Source organism: Streptomyces sp. NPDC048479 (assembly GCF_040651435.1).
GTDB lineage: Bacteria > Actinomycetota > Actinomycetes > Streptomycetales > Streptomycetaceae > Streptomyces.
The window spans coordinates 193939-210301 of record NZ_JBEZKA010000009.1 but is presented as its reverse complement, the minus strand read 5'-3'; the positions used below and the strand labels follow the sequence as shown (position 1 = coordinate 210301).

Below are 16363 nucleotides of genomic sequence, written 5' to 3'. Positions count from 1 at the left end.
ACGGAAGTGGTCGCGGCCGTCACGCCGCTGTCCCTTCAGCGAAGTATAGGAACAGATTTCGTGTTTGCGTGGCTCTCTTCTCCGGTTGTGTCGCTGCCCCTGCTACCCCGCGAAGACCGGGCCCTTCACGACCGCGCGGGCCCGCCGGTAGAACCGCCACCCGACCGTCGGCAGCGAGTCGGGGAACGGCGCGACCGGCGCGCCACGACCGTCCATCCACGCCTCGATGTCAGCGACGGTGTGGCTGCGGCGCAGGATGAGGCGGGCGATGCGGTACGTCTCGTCGGTGTCCGAGCTCAGTGCGTGCCGCACGGCGACCGCCGATGCGTAGCCCGCGCGGGCGACGGCCCTGCGCACGGCACGGCTGTTGTAGCCGTGCGGATAGGCGAGGTGCGTCACCTGATGGCCGAGGACGTCCTCCAGAACCGCCTTGGACTCGCGCAGTTCACGGTGGAGTGCCTTCGGCGGGAGGGTGTCCAGCTGGGGGTGGGTGACGGTGTGGGCGCCCACCTCCACTCCGTACTGCTCCAGCAGTGGAGCCTGCGAGAGGGTCATCATCGGCGCGGGCGGCAGCAGACTGCGCCGGCCCGGGGTGATGGCCCCGGTGGTGAGATACGCGGTGGCGGGCAGTGCGCGTGCGGCGAGCGCTTCGGCGGTGGGCCCCGGCAGATCGGCGAAGCCGTCGTCGAAGGTGAGGACGACGGGCCGGGGGACGACCGGGGCACGGCCCGCGAGCTGGTCCGCGAGTGCGCCGATGGTGACCGGGGTGCGGCCGCTGGCCACGATCGCGTCCAGCTGCGCGCCGAACTCCCGTGGTGTGACGGTGAATTCGGCGATCCAGTCGGGCGGCTCGTCCATCACGGCGTGGTAGAGCAGTACGGGGATCCGGGGCATCGTCGTACCAGCGCCTCTCATTCTTCGTCTCACTTTCGTCCCGCTACGGCCGGCTGCCCCACGGGAGCGGTACGCCGCGCACCCGTCGGCGCGCCTTGGCATACCCGATCGGCCCGGCCAGCATCCCGCGCCGCTCGAGCCGGGAGAGATGGCGCGGCCACGGATAGTCCTGCGCCCCGTGCTCCCCGGGTACCGAGGCGCCGCCGGCCTCGCGGTGCGCGGTGATGGAGCGGGCGTGCGCGAGTCCGCGCGGCAGCTTTCTGAGCAGTGCGGGCAGCAGCGCGGGCCGGCGGACCAGGACGGCGGTGAGATACGCGGTGAGGCCTGCGCCGTAGCCGTACGCCTGGTTCTTCAGGTCCTGCCAGCTCTCGCGGTGGTGGTGCCAGACCAGCGCGTCGGGCGTGTAGCGCAGCCGGTGCCCGGCGACGAGGACGCTGACGAACGCGTACAGGTCGTCGCCGCCCCTGGCCGGAGTGCCGGTGCCGGTGGCGGGATCGAAGCCGCCGATCTCGCGCAGCACCGTGGCCCGGAAGGCCATGTTGGCGCCGGAGCCGAAACTGCCGGCGGTGAACGGGAAGAGCGGTTCGTCGGCGGGCGGGTGCGCCGGGTCGTACTGGCGAGGCGCGAAGCCCTTGGCGAAGCCGCCGTGGCTCTCGAGGAGGATCTGCGCGGGCGTGCACAGCCGGGCGGGCAGGATCAGGCCGGTCGCACAGCCCAGGCCCGGATCGCGGGCGAAGGGCGCGGTCAGCGCAGTGAGCCAGTGCGGATCGGCGACGACGTCGTCGTCGGTGAAGGCGATGACCGCGCCGTCGGCGACGGCGATCCCGCGGTTGTGGGCGACGGCGAGGCCCGGTACGGGCTCGCGGACGTATCGGACGCGCTCACCGTATTTGTGCTCGACGAGGTCGTGGGTGGCACTGGTGACGGGCGCGTTGTCGACGACGACGATCTCGAAGTCCGGGTGGTCCTGGGCGAGCAGCGAGTCGAGCGCGCGGGCGAGCTGATCGGCGCGCTCGCGGGTTGCGACGACGATAGTCACCCGGTCCTGTGACCGAGGTGCGCCGGGGGCGTGAGCGGGGTCCTGTGGCCCAGGTGCGCCGGTGGCGTGCGCGAGCTTGGCGCGGGCGGCCGCGGCTACGGAGTCGGCCGGGTCCCTGCCGGGTGGGACGGCGCAGACGACGGTGGCGACGGGGCGGCCGCGGAGCCGGACGAGTGCGTAGACATCACCTGCCCGTACGGGGGGACCACCGCCGGGCGCCGGTCCGAACCGCAGGACGGCGCCGTCGGGACCGTCCAGATCCAGCTCGGCGACCTGGATCTCGGCCGGTCTCTGTGGCTTGTTCGGTGTGCTCGGCATGCGAATCCCCCGCCTGCTCGGATGTTCCTGCTGTTCAGTTACCCCGCAACCGGCCGACCTGGTTCAGCGCCCGCTGCGCGTACCCGGCCAGCCGCGGCCTGCTGCGTACAAAGCTGTGCGCGCGGCGCGAGGGCTCGCGACTCAGCCAGTACAGGGCCGCCCCCGCCCCCGGCCGGACCGAGGAGCCCTCGTGGACCCGCAGCTCACCGGTCCTCAGCGCGTCTTTGTACTCCGCGGTCCCACGCCCCAGGTCGAGCATTCCGATGCCCTCGTCGGCGGCGGACTCGGCCATCCGCAGATGGAGGATCAGACCCGGCGAGTACTTGGCGAACTCGACGTCGTACGCCGGGAACCAGCAGGACAGCACGGTGCGCGAGCGCAGCCCGAAGTGCGCGGCGACGGGCCGGTCGGCGACGTACAGCACGGACAGCACTCCGGAGCAGCCGGAGGTGCGTGTCTCGTGCAGCAGGTGGACCAGGGTGTTGATCCACTCCTGAGCGAAGCGGTCCCGGCGGCCGGTCCTGCGGTACTGCGCGGACTTCCACTCCATCAGCGCACGCAGCGCGGCCGGGTCGCGCTCGTCGAAGACGAACCGCACCTGGCCCGCCTGCCGCCCCAGCCGGCGTTCCTTGGCCAGGGTGGTCTTGAGGAACTTGGGCGACTGCGCGCGCAGGACCTCCTCGTACGCCGCGTATCCCGCGCCGATGTCGATCACGGGAGAGGCGAACTCCTCGGCGGCATCGGGCACGAACATCTCCTGGCCCGCCTCGAGGTTGTCGAACTCCCACGCCGACAGCCCGCAGGCTCGCAGCAGCTCACGGGGCGCGACAGTGAGGCCGGCGCGGAGCACGGCGCCCTGGCAGTCGGAGACCCCCAGACCGATCGCGCGTCCGTGGCCCAGTGGCCCTCGTTCGTACGGGAAGAAGCCGGCGGGCTCCCCGTCCTCCCACAGCACCGCCACCCTGGCCGCGGGCCGCACGCGGCCGACGGTGCGGGTGAACTCCGGCTCCATGAACGGATTGGCGGGTGCGCCGGTCTTGGCACGCAGCTCCCGCCAGGCCTCGATCTCTCCCTCGCCCAGCTCGTCCGGTTTCACGACACGAATGCGTACACCGTTCAACTCGACCCCCCGGTCCTCCCCATGAGCTTTTCCCGAGGACAGGACGCTACCGGCCCATATCCCGACAGGGTAGGGACCGTCGCACTTCTTGTGACCGTTTCGTGAAGGACTCGGAATGGAGGGATACGCGAGGTGTTCGAGTGCCGGAATCAACTCTTCGCCATCGTGGCTGGAGTTGCACAACTCGTGTTCGAACAAGGTCCGCTGCTCGTACCATCTGAATGCTCCCGGTCACTCAGGGGAGTTCGACGTGTCCTGGAGGACTGTTGACCACCTCACGTGACACCGCGCACCGCATGGACCCGGCCGGCGGCTGCCCGCACGCGGGGCACGCCGGTGCTCGCCGGTTACTCGGCGGCCGGCCGCGACAAGTCGGCGCACGGCCCGGACGCGGACCGCTTCGACATCACCAGGACCGGCGGCGCCCGGCATCTGGCACTGGGCCACGGCCCGCACTACTGCCCGGGTTCGCCGCTGGCGCGGATGGAGGCGACGATCGCGCCGGAGCGGCTGTTCACGCGCTTCCCGGAGCTGGATCTGGCCGTTCCGGAGGCGGAGTTGCCGCGGCACACGAGCTTTGTGGGCAACAGCGTGCACACGTTGCCGGTACGGCCCCGGGCCTGAGACGCAAGCTGCGGGCGGACGTCGGCGCAAGCTGCGGGCGGACGTCAGCGCCCGCCCAGAGCGGCGTCCACCGCGGCCTCGGCATGCACCCGGGTCGTCGGGAACACGGGCACCGGGCTGTCCTTCTCCCCGATGAGCAACTCGATCTCGGTGCACCCGAGTACGACACCTTCCGCCCCGGCGGCGACAAGCCGGCCGATGACCTCCTGGTAGGCGGCTCGGGACTCCTCCCGTACAACTCCGAGGCACAGCTCCTCGTAGATCACCCGGTGCACCAGGGCACGCCCTTCCGTGTCGGGCGTGAGTACCTCGAGCCCGTGTCCGGCCAGCCGGTCCCGGTAGAAGTCCTGCTCCATGGTGAAAGCCGTTCCGAGTAGCCCGACCCGGCTGAGCCCCTGCGCGCGTACGGCATCGGCGGTGGCGTCCGCAAGATGCAGCAGCGGCACGGAGACAGCGGCCTCCACCTGCCCCGCGACCTTGTGCATGGTGTTCGTACAGATCAGCAGCAGATCCGCGCCCGCGGCCTGGAGCCCTCGTGCGGCCTCGGCGAGGATCTCACCGGCGCGCTCCCACTCCCCCGCGACCTGGAGCTCCTCGATCTCGGCGAAGTCGACGGAGTGGAGAACGCACTTGGCGGAGTGCAGCCCGCCGAGCCGTTCCCGTACGAGCTCGTTGAGAAGCCGGTAGTACTCAGCGCTGGATTCCCAGCTCATGCCGCCGATCAGCCCGATGGTCTTCATCGGCTCACTGTGCCATGCCCGCCGTGCCGACTCGGCCGTCAGTGAGAAAATAGGACAAAGACCCTTTCTCGGGGATGCTCCCGTGGGAGGCAACAATGATGGCGTCGCAAGGCACAGAACCTGCCCTGCCCGCTCAGCACAGAGACCTCTGGCCCGGGATAGCCGGGCTGGTGGCCGGTGGGCTGCTGATCGCCGGGCAAGCTCTGTGGATGGGCACTCCCGGCACCAAGGGGAGCGGCGCGCTCAGGCACGTCTTCTTCTACTACCTCAAGGGCAGCAATCGGGACCTGTCGCAGGCCACGGCCCTGATACTGCTGGTGTCGGGCCTGCTCTTCCTGTTCTTCCTGGTCGCCCTCGCCCGGCTGGCCGGCAACCGCTCCCACCTGGTGCTGGTGGGCGGCACGGTCTTCGCGGCACTGCTCACGGTCGCGGCGGTCGCCGGGAACATCTTCGCCATCACGGCGAACCACTCCGAGGCGTTCCCGGTGCTCCCGGGGACCGCGCTGTTCGCCATGCTGCTGCTGAACATGGCGTACGGAGCGATGATCGCGTCGATGGCGGGCGCGGCGGTGATGCTCTTCGCGCTCTGGCGGGCGGGTCAGGAGACCCACTCGATCCCGGCCTGGCTCGGCTGGGCGGGCTTCGTGGTGGCGGTGGTGTCGCTGGCGGGGCCGCTGACCGCGTGGCTGACGCCGCTGCTGCTGGGGGTGTGGGCGCTGGGGGCGGGCGTTGTGCTGATCATGAACGCGCGTATCGCACGGGCCGAGAAGGAGCCGACGGGCAGCACGCCCGCGGAGGAGGGCACCAGTCCGACGGACAGACCGACAGACAGGCCGACGGACAAGGAGAGTTAGCCTTCGGCGCGCTACGGAGCCCTCCGTGCCAGTACACGGTAGGCGTTGCCCCGGTTCGCCGACCGCGCTGCCAGCAGGATGAGGACGTCGAGGAATCCCGCCAGAGCGAGAGACGGGGCCTTCGCCACGAGGGCCGCCTTCCGTGACATCCGGTATCCGGTGCCGCGGCTCGGCAGCCACGGGGCGTCGGGATCGGGCATCAGAGCGTTCCAGAAATGCACCATGGCCATCAGGAGGTCGGCCCCCGTCTGGTGTGCCATTCCGCGCTCTTCGGCCACCGGGTCCAGGCGCCGGCTCCTCAGCGCCTCTTTGAGATTGCCGATCGGGAACATGTGCAGATGCTGGGGCTGACACCACGGGTTCCAGCGCCGGCCGAGGACACGGCTCAGCGGCCACTCGGGGTCGGGAACCTCGATCAGCAGATGCCCCCCGGGCGGGAGCACGCGGGCTGCCGCATCCAGCTCCGCGAAGGGATCAAGGGTGTGCTCCAGGTAGTGGTGCATGCTCACCACGTCGTAGCGCCCCGTCAGGTCGTCGGCCAGCTCAGGGAACGGGCCGCGATGGGACCGGTCGATCCAGCCCCGGCGTACTCCCTTGTCGACACCGTCCCCGAAGTCCAGACCGTCGAATACGGCGTTGGGCCAATGAGCGCGGGCCGCCCGGCAGAAGTGTCCGTGCCCGGCTCCCACGTCCAGCCAGGCCTTGGGCGAGGTGTGACGGTCGAGAAACCGGATCCGTCCCCGGTAGGTGGCGGCCTGGAGCTTGAACATCCGCTCCCGGAGGGCCTCTTGGTAACCGTCGTAACAGTCACGGTAATAGAATTCCAGCCCCTCCGGGGTCAGCCGCGGGTTCTGGAACACATGGCCGCAGCCACCACATTCCTCAAGTGTGAATCGCCCCGGCTTGTGCTGGACCACATCCGGGCTCCGCAGCAGCACCTTCAGTGCGGCCGAATTGCACCAGGGGCATTCGGTGTTCCGCGGCTCGAGGAAGCGATCCACCCCGATACTCATTTCGGATTGGTAGCGCATCCGGGATGCGGCCATGTCGCCGGTGCCCCCGACGTAGGCGGTCGGGATTTCTTGGGCAGCCATAGGAGCTCCTTCGGGCCTTCGGGATGGCACCGTTTCGCTTCGTCACCTGACTATGGATTTTCAGGGTGGCCACTGATCAGGTGAGGCGATGGCACGTAACAGACGAGGCCCTCGGGCTGTTGAGCGAGATATTCGATGTCTCAACTCTTCAGCCAGGGAGCCTCATCGATTACGCATCCTGCCGCGCTGAACCTGTCGCACGCCCTCATAGTGTGGGTGACATGCTGATCGTCACCCGGGTGGGCGACGTTTACCGTCATGGCCAGATTTGAATGCGGCAACCGAAAGCGTCTGTTCAGGCGGTGCGGGCACGGCGAAAGGACCGATTGCTGATGCCACCGCCACGCAGAGAGCACATACCGCGGTGCGTACCGTCGGGTGTGTTCCACTGTGGGCATGCCGGAGATCGGGATTTCGGTCGTCGTGCCGTGCCACGAAGAGAATGAAGTGATCGAAACCTTTCACGCTGTCTTGACCGCTGAGGTCGAGCCGATCGGTGAGCCCTATGAGATCTGCTACGTCGACAACGGCAGCGGCGAAGGTACGGCAGAACGGCTGAGGGAATTGGCGGTCACCGCGCCGCAGGTGCGCTGCACCTCCTTCAGCCGGAACTTCGGCAACGAGTCGGCCCCCCTGCGGCCCGCCCGCGTCCTCCCCGTCGCCGGCGCAGCGGCATCCAAACCATGAACCCGCCCGCCCTTCACCAGTTCGCCGTCTTCGCCGCGATCGGCCTCGCCAACACCGCGGTCTACTACGCCGTGTACGTCGTGCTGAACCTCTGGATGCCCTACCTGGCCGCCCATGCACTGGCATACGCGGTGAGCCTCGCCGGGTCGTTCCTGCTCAACTCGTACATCACACTGCGAACCCGCCCCACCTGGCGGGCCTTCTTCCGCTTTCCACTGTCCGGACTGGCCAACCTCGCGGGCAGCGGCATCCTGCTTCATCTGGCCGTGAGCCGGCTGCGCATGGATGAGCAGCTCTCGGCGCTCGTCGCCGGCGTGCTGGTGATGCCCGTCTCGTTCCTGATCACCCGCTGGGCCATCACCTCCGGCACGAAGCCGGAGGTCGCGCGGACCATCCCATAAGGGCCGCCGAGGTCGGCGTCGAGGCCGGGACCGGAGGCGGGGCCGGGACCGGGGGCGGGGCCGGGACCGGAGGCGGGGGCGGGGCCGGAGGCGGGGGCGGGGCTGGGGCCGGAGGCGACGCGGAGCACTTCCCCTTCGCGGTCGAGGCGCTGCTCACCGGGTTCGACCGGGCCCGGCCGTAGCCTCGGAGAAAGCAGCACGACGAGAGGACGCGCCCATGCCCCCAGTCATCGCCGTCACCGGAGCCGGCGGACAGATCGGCGGGCGTCTCGCGCGGCGGCTCTCCGAGCAGGGAGTGGGCGCGCGGCTGCTGGGGCGTGATCCCGGACGGCTGCCGGAGCTCGCCGGGTGCGTCAAGGCGCCGCCCGCGGCCTACGGGGACGGGGAGGCCATGCGCCGGGCGCTCGACGGGGCCGACACGCTCTTCCTGGTGTCGGCACGCGAGGCGGCCGACCGGGTGCGGGAGCACATCACCGCCGTGGACGCGGCCGTCGCGGCGGGGATCGGGCGCATCGTGTACGTCTCGTTCCTGGGCGCCGCGCCCGAAGCAACCTTCACCTTCGCGCGCGACCACTGGCACACCGAGGAGCACATCCGGGGCACAGGACTCGCGCACACCTTCCTTCGCGACAACCTCTATCTGGCCGGGCTGCCCGCCATGGCCGGCGCGGACGGGGTCATCCGCGGGCCCGCCGGGGACGGGCGCGTGGGGGCGGTGGCGCACGAGGACATCGCGGATGTCGCCACTGCCGTACTGCTCGGGGACGGGCACGACGGGGCGACGTACGACGTCACCGGACCCGAGGCGCTCTCCCTCGACGAGGCCGCCGCGGAGCTGACCCGGTTCATCGGGCGACAGATCACCTATGTGCCCGAGACCCACGAGGAGGCGTACGCCTCACGGGCCGGGTACGGCGCAAAGGAGTGGGAGGTCGCCGGCTGGGTGTCCTCCTACGAGGCCATCGCCAACGGCGAGATGGCCACCGTCTCCGATGTCGTGCCACGGCTGACGGGCCATCCGGCGCAGACCTTCACCGCATACCTGGCCGGGCACCCGGGCAGTTACCGGCACCTCCTGCCCTGACGCCAGACCTCCGAGACGAGCGGCACACCCGGCCGGTAGGCCAGATGGACATGGCTCGGCGCGTCCAGCAGAGCGAGATCCGCGCGGGCGCCGGGCGTGATGCGGCCGATGTCGGTACGGCGCAGGGCCGCCGCGCCGCCCGCCGTGGCGGACCAGATCGCCTCGTCCGGGGTCATGCCCATGTCCCGTACGGCGAGCGCGATGCAGAACGGGACGGAGGAGGTGAAGGAGGAGCCCGGGTTGCAGTCCGTGGACAGCGCGACGGTCACACCCGCGTCGAGCAGGCGGCGGGCGTCGGGCCACTGCGCGCGGGTGGAGAACTCAGCGCCGGGGAGGAGCGTGGCGACGGTAGCGCCGTTGGCGAGCGCGTCGACGTCCGCGTCGGTGAGGTGCGTGCAGTGGTCGGCGGAGGCGGCGTCGAGCTCGACGGCAAGCTGCACGCCGGGGCCGTAGCTGAGCTGGTTGGCGTGGACGCGCGGGTGCAGGCCCTTCGCCTTGCCGGCGGTGAGGATCGCACGGGCCTGGTCGCCGTCGAAGGCGCCCTTCTCGCAGAAGACGTCCACCCAACGGGCGTACGGAGCACAGGCGTCGAGCATCTCGCCGGTGACGAGGGCGACGTACGCGGCGGGGTCGTCGGCGTAGTCGGGCGGGACGATGTGCGCGCCGAGGTAGGTGACCTCGTCGGTGTGGAGCGCGGCGATACGAAGGGCGCGCGCCTCGTCCTCGACGGTGAGCCCGTAGCCGGACTTGGTCTCGAAGGTGGTGGTGCCCTGGCGGAGGGCCTCGTCGAGGTAGCGCGTGAGGTTCGCTTCGAGCGCCTCGTCGGTGGCTGCGCGGGTTGCGGCGACGGTGGTGCGGATGCCGCCGGCGGAGTAGGCGCGGCCGGACATCCGCGCGTTGAACTCCTGGGTGCGGTCGCCGGCGAAGAGGAGGTGGGAGTGGGAGTCGACGAAGCCGGGGATGACGGCGCGGCCGTCGGCGTCGTACGCCTCGTCGGCGTCGGGCGCGCTTGCGGCGGGGCCGGTCCAGGCGACGCGGTCGCCGTCGATGACGACGGCGGCGTCCTGGAGAAGGCCGATGGGGCCTTCGCCGAGGGCGGGGTCGTTGGTGACGAGGCTGCCGATGTTGGTGATGACGGTGGTGGTCATGGGTTCCTCTCCAGGGGGAAACGCAGCGTCAGGAGCGCAGGGCCGCGATCGAATCGGCCAGCGCCCGCGCGACATCCGGGATCAGCGTGTGCATCCCGTCCCGCACCACATGGCGGCCCGCCACAACCGTGTGGCGCACATCCGCCGCCGTCGCCGCGAAGACCGCCGTCTCCGCCGCCAGGCGCGGCACCGGACCCGCCGTGCGGACCGAGTCCAGGGCCACCGTCGCGAAGTCCGCCGGCGCGCCCGGCTCGAGGCGGCCCGCGTCGTGCCATCCCAGCGCGGCGTGGCCGTCTTCGGTCGCGGCACGCAGGAGAGCCGCGGCCGTCCAGTGGCCGCGTGCCCGGGTGCGCAGGCGTTCGTCCAGCTCCATGGCGCGGGCCTCTTCGAGCAGGTCGATGACCGCGTGACTGTCGCTGCCGAGCGACAGCGGTGAGCCCTCCCGTTGCAGCGTCGCCGCCGGGCCGATGCCGTCCGCCAGGTCGCGTTCCGTCGTCGGGCACATGCATGTGCCGGTGACGGAGGAGCCCAGCAGCGCGATGTCCTCGTTCGTCAGGTGCGTGTTGTGGACGCCCGTCGTGCGTGGGCCCAGTACGCCGTGGTCGGCGAGCAGGCGCGTGGGCGTACAGCCGTGCGCCGCCCGGCACGCGTCGTTCTCCGCCGTCTGCTCGGAGAGGTGGACATGGAGCGGGGCCCGGCGGGCCTCCGCCCACTGGGCCACCGTGCTCAGCTGCGCGGCCGGCACCGCGCGTACGGAGTGGATCGCCGCGCCGATCAGCGCATGGCCACTGCTCTTCAGCGCGGAGGCCCGTTCCGCCCACGCCTCTGCCGTGCCGTCGGAGAAGCGCAACTGGTGCTTGTTGGGCGCCTCGCCGAAGCCGGACGACAGATACGCCGTGTCCAGCAGCGTGATCCGGATACCCGCATCCGCCGCCGCCGCGATCAGTGCCTCGCCCATCGCGTTCGGGTCGGAGTACGCGACACCGCCCGGCGCGTGGTGCAGATAGTGGAACTCGCCGACCGCCGTGATCCCGGCCAGCGCCATCTCCGCGTAGACCGCGCGGGCGAGCGAGAAGTACGTCTCGGGCGTCAGCCGCGACGCGACCTGGTACATGACCTCGCGCCAGGTCCAGAAGGTCCCTGAGCCCACCTGCACCGTGCCCCGCAGAGCGCGGTGGAAGGCGTGCGAGTGTGCGTTCGCGAGGCCCGGGATGGTCAGGCCGCGCAGCACCACGGCGCCCGGTGGCGGGGCCTCGGCCCCCTTGCGTACCGCCGTGATCCGGCCGTCCGTCACCTCGAGCGCCACGCCCGGCTCGACGTTCGTGTCCAGCCAGGCGTGTTCCGCCCAGTACGTCACCTGCACGCCAGGCCCTCCAGTACGTCGGCGAGTGCGATCACCCCGGCCACGCAGTCGTCCTCGTCGGCGAACTCCGCCGGGGAGTGCGAGACGCCGGTGGGATTGCGTACGAACAGCATGGCGGTCGGGATCGATCCGGACAAAATACCCGCATCGTGTCCCGCGCCCGTGCCGAGCACGGGGACGGAGCCGCCGAGGATCTTGTTCAGCTCGTCGCGCAGCGCGTGCTCGAACTCGATCACCGGGGTGAAGGATTCGCGCACGACACGCAGGTCGACGCCGTCCCGCTCGGCCCGCTCCTTCGCCGCCCGCTCGACCGCGGAGACGACCGTGTCGAGCGTGGTCTGGTCGGCGGCGCGCGAGTCCAGCCAGCCGCGCACCAGCGACGGGATCGCGTTGACGCCGTTCGGCTCGACGGAGATCTTGCCGAACGTGGCGACCGCGCCGGCGAGCTCGGCCTCGCGGCGGGCCGCGAGGACCGTCTCGGCGTACGTCAGCATCGGGTCGCGGCGGTCGACGAGCCGCGTCGTGCCGGCGTGGTTGGCCTCGCCGTGGAAGTCGAACCGCCAGCGGCCGTGCGGCCAGATCGCGGATGCGATGCCGACGCGGTCGCCGGACAGGTCCAGCGCCCGGCCCTGCTCGACATGGAGCTCGACGAACGCGCCGATACGGGCCAGCCGTTCCGGGTCCGGTCCGATGGCGGACGGGTCGTACCCGGCCGCCTCCATGGCCTGCGGGAGCGGCACCCCGTCGCCGTCGCGCAGCGCGTACGCCGCTTCGGGCGTCAGCTGTCCGGAGGCGAGACGGGAGCCCACGCAGGCGAGACCGAAGCGGGCGCCCTCCTCGTCACCGAAGTTGGTGATGGCGAGGGGCCGGGTGAACTGCGCTCCCCTGCCGCGCAGTTCGTCGAGCGCGGCGAAGGAGGAGACCACGCCGAGCGGGCCGTCGAAGGCGCCGCCGTCGGGGACCGAGTCCAGGTGGGAGCCGGTGACGACGGCACCCTCGGCGAGCGGATCGCCGAGCCAGGCCCACTGGTTGCCGTTGCGGTCGAGCTCGTAGGTCAGGCCGCGGGATGCGGCCTGTGCCTTGAACCAGGCGCGGCAGTCGGCGTCGGCGCCGGTCCAGGCGTAGCGGCGGTAGCCGCGGCTGCCGGCGTCGCGGCCGATGGGTGCGAGGTCCCGCCACATCTCGTGGAAGGAGGCCCCCGCCGGTCCGGCGGGGGGGCCGCCGGGAGCGTTCACGGTCACGCCGGGTCGCCCTCGCGCATCGGGACGCGCACGCCGCGCTCGTCCGCGACCGACTCGGCGATGTCGTAGCCCGCGTCCACATGGCGGATGACACCCATGCCCGGGTCGTTCGTCAGTACGCGGCGGATCTTCTCGCCCGCGAGCTTGGTGCCGTCCGCCACCGAGACCTGCCCGGCGTGGATGGAGCGGCCCATGCCGACGCCGCCGCCGTGGTGGATCGACACCCAGCTCGCGCCCGAGGCCACGTTGACCATGGCGTTGAGCAGCGGCCAGTCGGCGATCGCGTCCGACCCGTCCAGCATGGCCTCGGTCTCGCGGTACGGGGATGCGACGGAGCCGCAGTCCAGGTGGTCGCGGCCGATCACCAGCGGGGCGGCCAGCTCGCCGGACGCCACCATGTCGTTGAAGCGCTCGCCCGCCTTGTCGCGCTCGCCGTAGCCGAGCCAGCAGATACGCGCAGGCAGGCCCTGGAAGTGGACGCGCTCGCCGGCCAACTTGATCCAGCGGTGCAGCGACTCGTTCTCCGGGAAGAGCTCGAGCATCGCCTTGTCGGTCTTGTGGATGTCCGAGGCCTCGCCGGACAGGGCCGCCCAGCGGAACGGACCCTTGCCCTCGCAGAAGAGCGGCCGGATATAGGCGGGGACGAAGCCGGGGAATGCGAACGACCGCTCATAACCGGCCAGTTGGGCCTCGCCGCGGATGGAGTTGCCGTAGTCGAAGACCTCGGCGCCGGCGTCCATGAAGCCGACCATCGCCTCGACATGCTTGGCCATCGACTCACGCGCGCGCTGGGTGAAGTCCGCGGGCTTCTCCGTCGCGTACGACGCCATGTCGTCGAAGTCGACGCCGATCGGCAGGTAGGCGAGCGGGTCGTGGGCCGAGGTCTGGTCGGTCACGATGTCGATGGGCGCGCCCTCGGCGAGCATCCGCGGCAGCAGCTCCGCTGCGTTGCCGAGCAGGCCGATGGAGAGCGGCTTGCGGGCGTCGCGGGCCTCGACGGCGAGCTGGAGCGCGTGCTCCAGCGAGTTCGCGCGCACATCCAGGTAGCGGTGCTCGATACGGCGCTCGATCGCGCGCGGGTCGACGTCGATACAGATAGCGACGCCGTCGTTCATCGTCACGGCGAGCGGCTGCGCGCCGCCCATGCCGCCCAGACCGGCCGTCAGTGTGATCGTCCCGGCGAGCGTGCCGCCGAACTTCTTCGCGGCGACGGCGGAGAACGTCTCGTAGGTGCCCTGCAGGATGCCCTGCGTGCCGATGTAGATCCAGGAGCCGGCCGTCATCTGGCCGTACATGGTCAGGCCGAGGGCCTCCAGGCGCCGGAACTCCTCCCAGTTCGCCCAGTCGCCGACCAGGTTGGAATTGGCGATGAGCACCCGCGGCGCCCACTCGTGCGTCTGCATCACGCCGACGGGACGGCCGGACTGGACGAGCATCGTCTCGTCCTGCTTCAGGGTCTGCAGCGTGCGCACCATCGCGTCGTAGGAGCGCCAGTCGCGGGCCGCCTTGCCGGTGCCGCCGTAGACGACGAGCTTGTCGGGGTGTTCGGCGACCTCGGGGTCGAGGTTGTTCTGGAGCATGCGGAGGGCGGCTTCCTGCTGCCATCCCAGGGCGCTCAGTTCCGTACCGCGCGGTGCCCGTACGGGGCGGGGTCCTGACATGGCGATGCCTCCTCGCGACTGTGACCATGACTGTTGGCTTATCTATTCACATCTTGTCGACCTGAATAGTCTTAGTCAACAGCTGCGGCCCGGCCCGCCGGGTGATTGGCTGGCGCACATGGCTAAGGACCGTCGGGATCAGGCCGTACGAGCGGCAGTGGAGCAGGGTCTTCTCAGCGAGGCGCAGCCGGTGGCCGCGCTCCTCGACGTGGCCGGCATCCGCGCCTCGGCGACCGCTCTGCGGGCCGCCTTCGCCGCCGTCACCGACGCCCCCGTACTGCACGCCTTCGCCGTGAAAGCCGCGCCGCTGGTCCCGGTACTCGCGCTGCTGCACGCCGAAGGCATCGGCGCGGAGGTCGCCAGCCCGGGTGAGCTGGCGCTGGCCCGCGCCGCCGGTGTGCCCACCGACCACACGGTCCTCGACTCTCCCGCCAAGACGCCCGCCGAACTGCGCGAGGCCCTCACCCTCGGGATCGCCGTCAACGCCGACAATCCGCAGGAGCTCGCGCGTATCGACGCCCTCGTCCACTCCGCCGCCACCCGGTCCCCGCTCGGCCTGCGCGTCAATCCGCAGGTCGGCGGCGGTGCCATCGGAGCCCTGTCGACGGCCACCGCGACCTCCAAATTCGGTGTCGCACTGCGCGACGAAGGCGCCCGCGACCGGGTCGTACGCGCATATCTCGACCGTCCGTGGCTGACCCGGCTGCATGCCCACTCCGGCTCCCAGGGCATGCCGCTCACTCTCATGGCACAGGGCATCCGGGCCGTGTACGAGCTGGCCGAGGAGATCAACGCCGCGGCCGGCCGGCAGCAGATCGACACGGTCGACATCGGCGGCGGCCTCCCGGTCAACTTCGCCTCCGACGAAGAGTCGCCCACCTTCGCCGAGTACGCCCGACTGCTGAAGGAGCTGGTCCCCGGGCTGCTCGACGGCCGCTACGGCCTCGTCACCGAGTTCGGCCGGTCCCTGCTCGCCAAGAACGGCGCCGTCCTCGCCCGCGTCGAGTACGCCAAGACCGCCGGGTCCCGCCCCATCGCGGTCACCCACGCCGGCGTCCAGATCGCCACCCGTACGGTGTACGACCCCGTCTCGTGGCCGCTGCGCATCGCCGCGTACGACGCCGATGGCCGTCCGAAGGACGGTGCCGCCGTCGCCCAGGACATCGCGGGACCCGCCTGCTTCGCGGGTGACCTGCTCGCCGAGGCGCGCCCGCTGCCGCTGCTGGAGCAGGGCGATGTGATCGCGGCGCTGGACACCGGCGCGTACTACTTCTCGAACCACTACGGCTACAACAGCCTGCCCCGGCCCGGCGTCCACGGCTTTGCCACCGCTGCGGACGGGTCGGTGCGGTTCACCACCGTACGAACCCCGCAGAGCCTCGCGGAGATCGTCGCCGAGTCGGGCGGCGCGCACGCGGACGCGCTGACCGCCCACTGAGCCGACCGCCCGCATCCGCGCACACCGGACGGCCCGGTCTCGAAACGTCAGAAACGGGCGATGTCCGCGGACCCTACCGGGCCAGGGGCATGTTCCGATGGAAAATGCCCCAACTCCCCCCAGCAGCAGCAACGTTGCGTAACTTCTCCGTCACTGCCGCACATCAGTGCGCGCGGCGCGCCGTGGCGGAGAGGGGAATCCGCGTGCCCGGAATCGACGAGTGTCTGCTGGAAGCCATGCTGGTGCCGGGCGCGCGCGGAGCATCCATCGTGGACTGGATCAGCGGGCTCGCGCTCGGCGCGGTCGGTGAGTCGCCGGGCAGCGACCACGAGGCCACCGCCGCGGAGACGGCCGAACTGGCCAGGATGGCCACCGAGTACACGACGTTCGCGCCCAAGGAGCCCACGGCGTACGGAAGTGAAGGCCCGGGCCGGGAAGGCGAGGCCGAGGACAAGGCCGAGGGGCCGCCCGTCGAGGACCTCATCGTCACCACCCGCACCGGCTATCACGTGGTGCGTTTCGTGGAGACCACCTTCGACAGCAGCGTGTTCCTGCATCTGTGGCTCGACCGGGACCTGGGCAATCTCGCACTGGCCCGGCTGCGCCTCCAGAACCTCGCCGAAAGGCTGGTGCTCGGATGAGAGCGGCCGTCTCCCC

The 16363-nt window shown here is 70.9% G+C and carries 15 protein-coding genes and 1 pseudogene; 7 read left to right on the top strand and 9 right to left on the bottom strand.

Features of this window, described 5'->3' with window-relative positions; genetic code table 11:
* Positions 1-102 precede the first annotated feature (102 nt).
* Genes AB0D12_RS17000 through AB0D12_RS16990 form a run of 3 tightly spaced genes read right to left on the bottom strand, consistent with a single transcriptional unit; the run spans position 103 to position 3356 of the window.
* Complete coding sequence (locus tag AB0D12_RS17000; RefSeq protein WP_362682615.1) at positions 103-894, bottom strand: polysaccharide deacetylase family protein; 792 nt, start codon at positions 892-894, stop codon at positions 103-105.
* 43 nt (positions 895-937) lie between these two features.
* Positions 938-2251: a glycosyltransferase family 2 protein gene (locus AB0D12_RS16995; protein WP_362682612.1), complete on the bottom strand. Its 1314-nt coding sequence runs from the start codon at positions 2249-2251 to the stop codon at positions 938-940.
* A 34-nt stretch (positions 2252-2285) separates the two neighbouring features.
* Positions 2286-3356, bottom strand: coding sequence for a GNAT family N-acetyltransferase (locus AB0D12_RS16990; protein WP_362682766.1), 1071 nt, complete (start codon positions 3354-3356; stop codon positions 2286-2288).
* A 339-nt stretch (positions 3357-3695) separates the two neighbouring features.
* Between AB0D12_RS16990 and AB0D12_RS16985 the strand changes: the two are divergent.
* Positions 3696-3995, top strand: a pseudogene (locus AB0D12_RS16985) (cytochrome P450); the annotation flags it as partial.
* Between the two features lie 44 nt (positions 3996-4039).
* On the opposite strand, the gene AB0D12_RS16980 reads toward AB0D12_RS16985, so the two are convergent.
* Positions 4040-4735, bottom strand: a complete 696-nt coding sequence (locus AB0D12_RS16980) for an aspartate/glutamate racemase family protein (protein WP_362682609.1) — start codon at positions 4733-4735, stop codon at positions 4040-4042.
* A gap of 95 nt (positions 4736-4830) precedes the next feature.
* Between AB0D12_RS16980 and AB0D12_RS16975 the strand changes: the two genes are divergently transcribed.
* Positions 4831-5589, top strand: a complete 759-nt coding sequence (locus tag AB0D12_RS16975; RefSeq protein ID WP_362682606.1) for a hypothetical protein — start codon at positions 4831-4833, stop codon at positions 5587-5589.
* 11 nt (positions 5590-5600) lie between these two features.
* On the opposite strand, the gene AB0D12_RS16970 is transcribed toward AB0D12_RS16975, so the two are convergent.
* Positions 5601-6683, bottom strand: coding sequence for a class I SAM-dependent methyltransferase (locus AB0D12_RS16970; protein WP_362682603.1), 1083 nt, complete (start codon positions 6681-6683; stop codon positions 5601-5603).
* Between the two features lie 396 nt (positions 6684-7079).
* On the opposite strand from AB0D12_RS16970, the gene AB0D12_RS16965 reads away from it, so the two are divergent.
* The 3 genes from AB0D12_RS16965 (at position 7080) to AB0D12_RS16955 (ending at position 8855) form a co-directional block, all read left to right on the top strand.
* Positions 7080-7370 (top strand): glycosyltransferase, encoded by a 291-nt coding sequence (locus AB0D12_RS16965; RefSeq protein WP_362682600.1) that lies wholly within the window; start codon positions 7080-7082, stop codon positions 7368-7370.
* Complete coding sequence (locus AB0D12_RS16960; RefSeq protein ID WP_362682598.1) at positions 7367-7771, top strand: GtrA family protein; 405 nt, start codon at positions 7367-7369, stop codon at positions 7769-7771. Before AB0D12_RS16965 ends, AB0D12_RS16960 begins: the two co-directional genes overlap by 4 nt.
* Before the next feature lie 217 nt (positions 7772-7988).
* Complete coding sequence (locus tag AB0D12_RS16955) at positions 7989-8855, top strand: SDR family oxidoreductase (RefSeq protein ID WP_362682595.1); 867 nt, start codon at positions 7989-7991, stop codon at positions 8853-8855.
* On the opposite strand, the gene hutI is transcribed toward AB0D12_RS16955, so the two are convergent.
* From hutI to hutU, 4 genes are read right to left on the bottom strand one after another with little or no spacing between them, the layout of a single operon-like run.
* Positions 8834-10003: an imidazolonepropionase gene (hutI, locus tag AB0D12_RS16950; RefSeq protein WP_362682592.1), complete on the bottom strand. Its 1170-nt coding sequence runs from the start codon at positions 10001-10003 to the stop codon at positions 8834-8836. The genes AB0D12_RS16955 and hutI overlap by 22 nt on opposite strands.
* A gap of 28 nt (positions 10004-10031) precedes the next feature.
* Positions 10032-11366 (bottom strand): formimidoylglutamate deiminase, encoded by a 1335-nt coding sequence (locus AB0D12_RS16945; protein WP_362682589.1) that lies wholly within the window; start codon positions 11364-11366, stop codon positions 10032-10034.
* Positions 11357-12547, bottom strand: a complete 1191-nt coding sequence (locus AB0D12_RS16940) for an allantoate amidohydrolase (RefSeq protein ID WP_362682763.1) — start codon at positions 12545-12547, stop codon at positions 11357-11359. Before AB0D12_RS16940 ends, AB0D12_RS16945 begins: the two co-directional genes overlap by 10 nt.
* 56 nt (positions 12548-12603) lie before the next feature.
* Positions 12604-14268 carry a urocanate hydratase gene (gene hutU, locus AB0D12_RS16935; protein ID WP_362682586.1) on the bottom strand — a complete coding sequence of 555 codons (1665 nt, stop codon included), beginning with the start codon at positions 14266-14268 and terminating at the stop codon, positions 12604-12606.
* A gap of 118 nt (positions 14269-14386) precedes the next feature.
* On the opposite strand from hutU, the gene AB0D12_RS16930 reads away from it, so the two are divergent.
* Together AB0D12_RS16930 and AB0D12_RS16925 are read left to right on the top strand one after the other, a co-directional pair.
* On the top strand, positions 14387-15706 hold the full coding sequence (locus AB0D12_RS16930; protein ID WP_362682583.1) for a diaminopimelate decarboxylase: 1320 nt from the start codon (positions 14387-14389) through the stop codon (positions 15704-15706).
* A gap of 203 nt (positions 15707-15909) precedes the next feature.
* The gene (locus AB0D12_RS16925) at positions 15910-16347 is read left to right on the top strand and encodes a hypothetical protein (protein ID WP_362682580.1); all 438 of its coding nucleotides are present in this window, start codon (positions 15910-15912) and stop codon (positions 16345-16347) included.
* Positions 16348-16363: the final 16 nt, after the last annotated feature.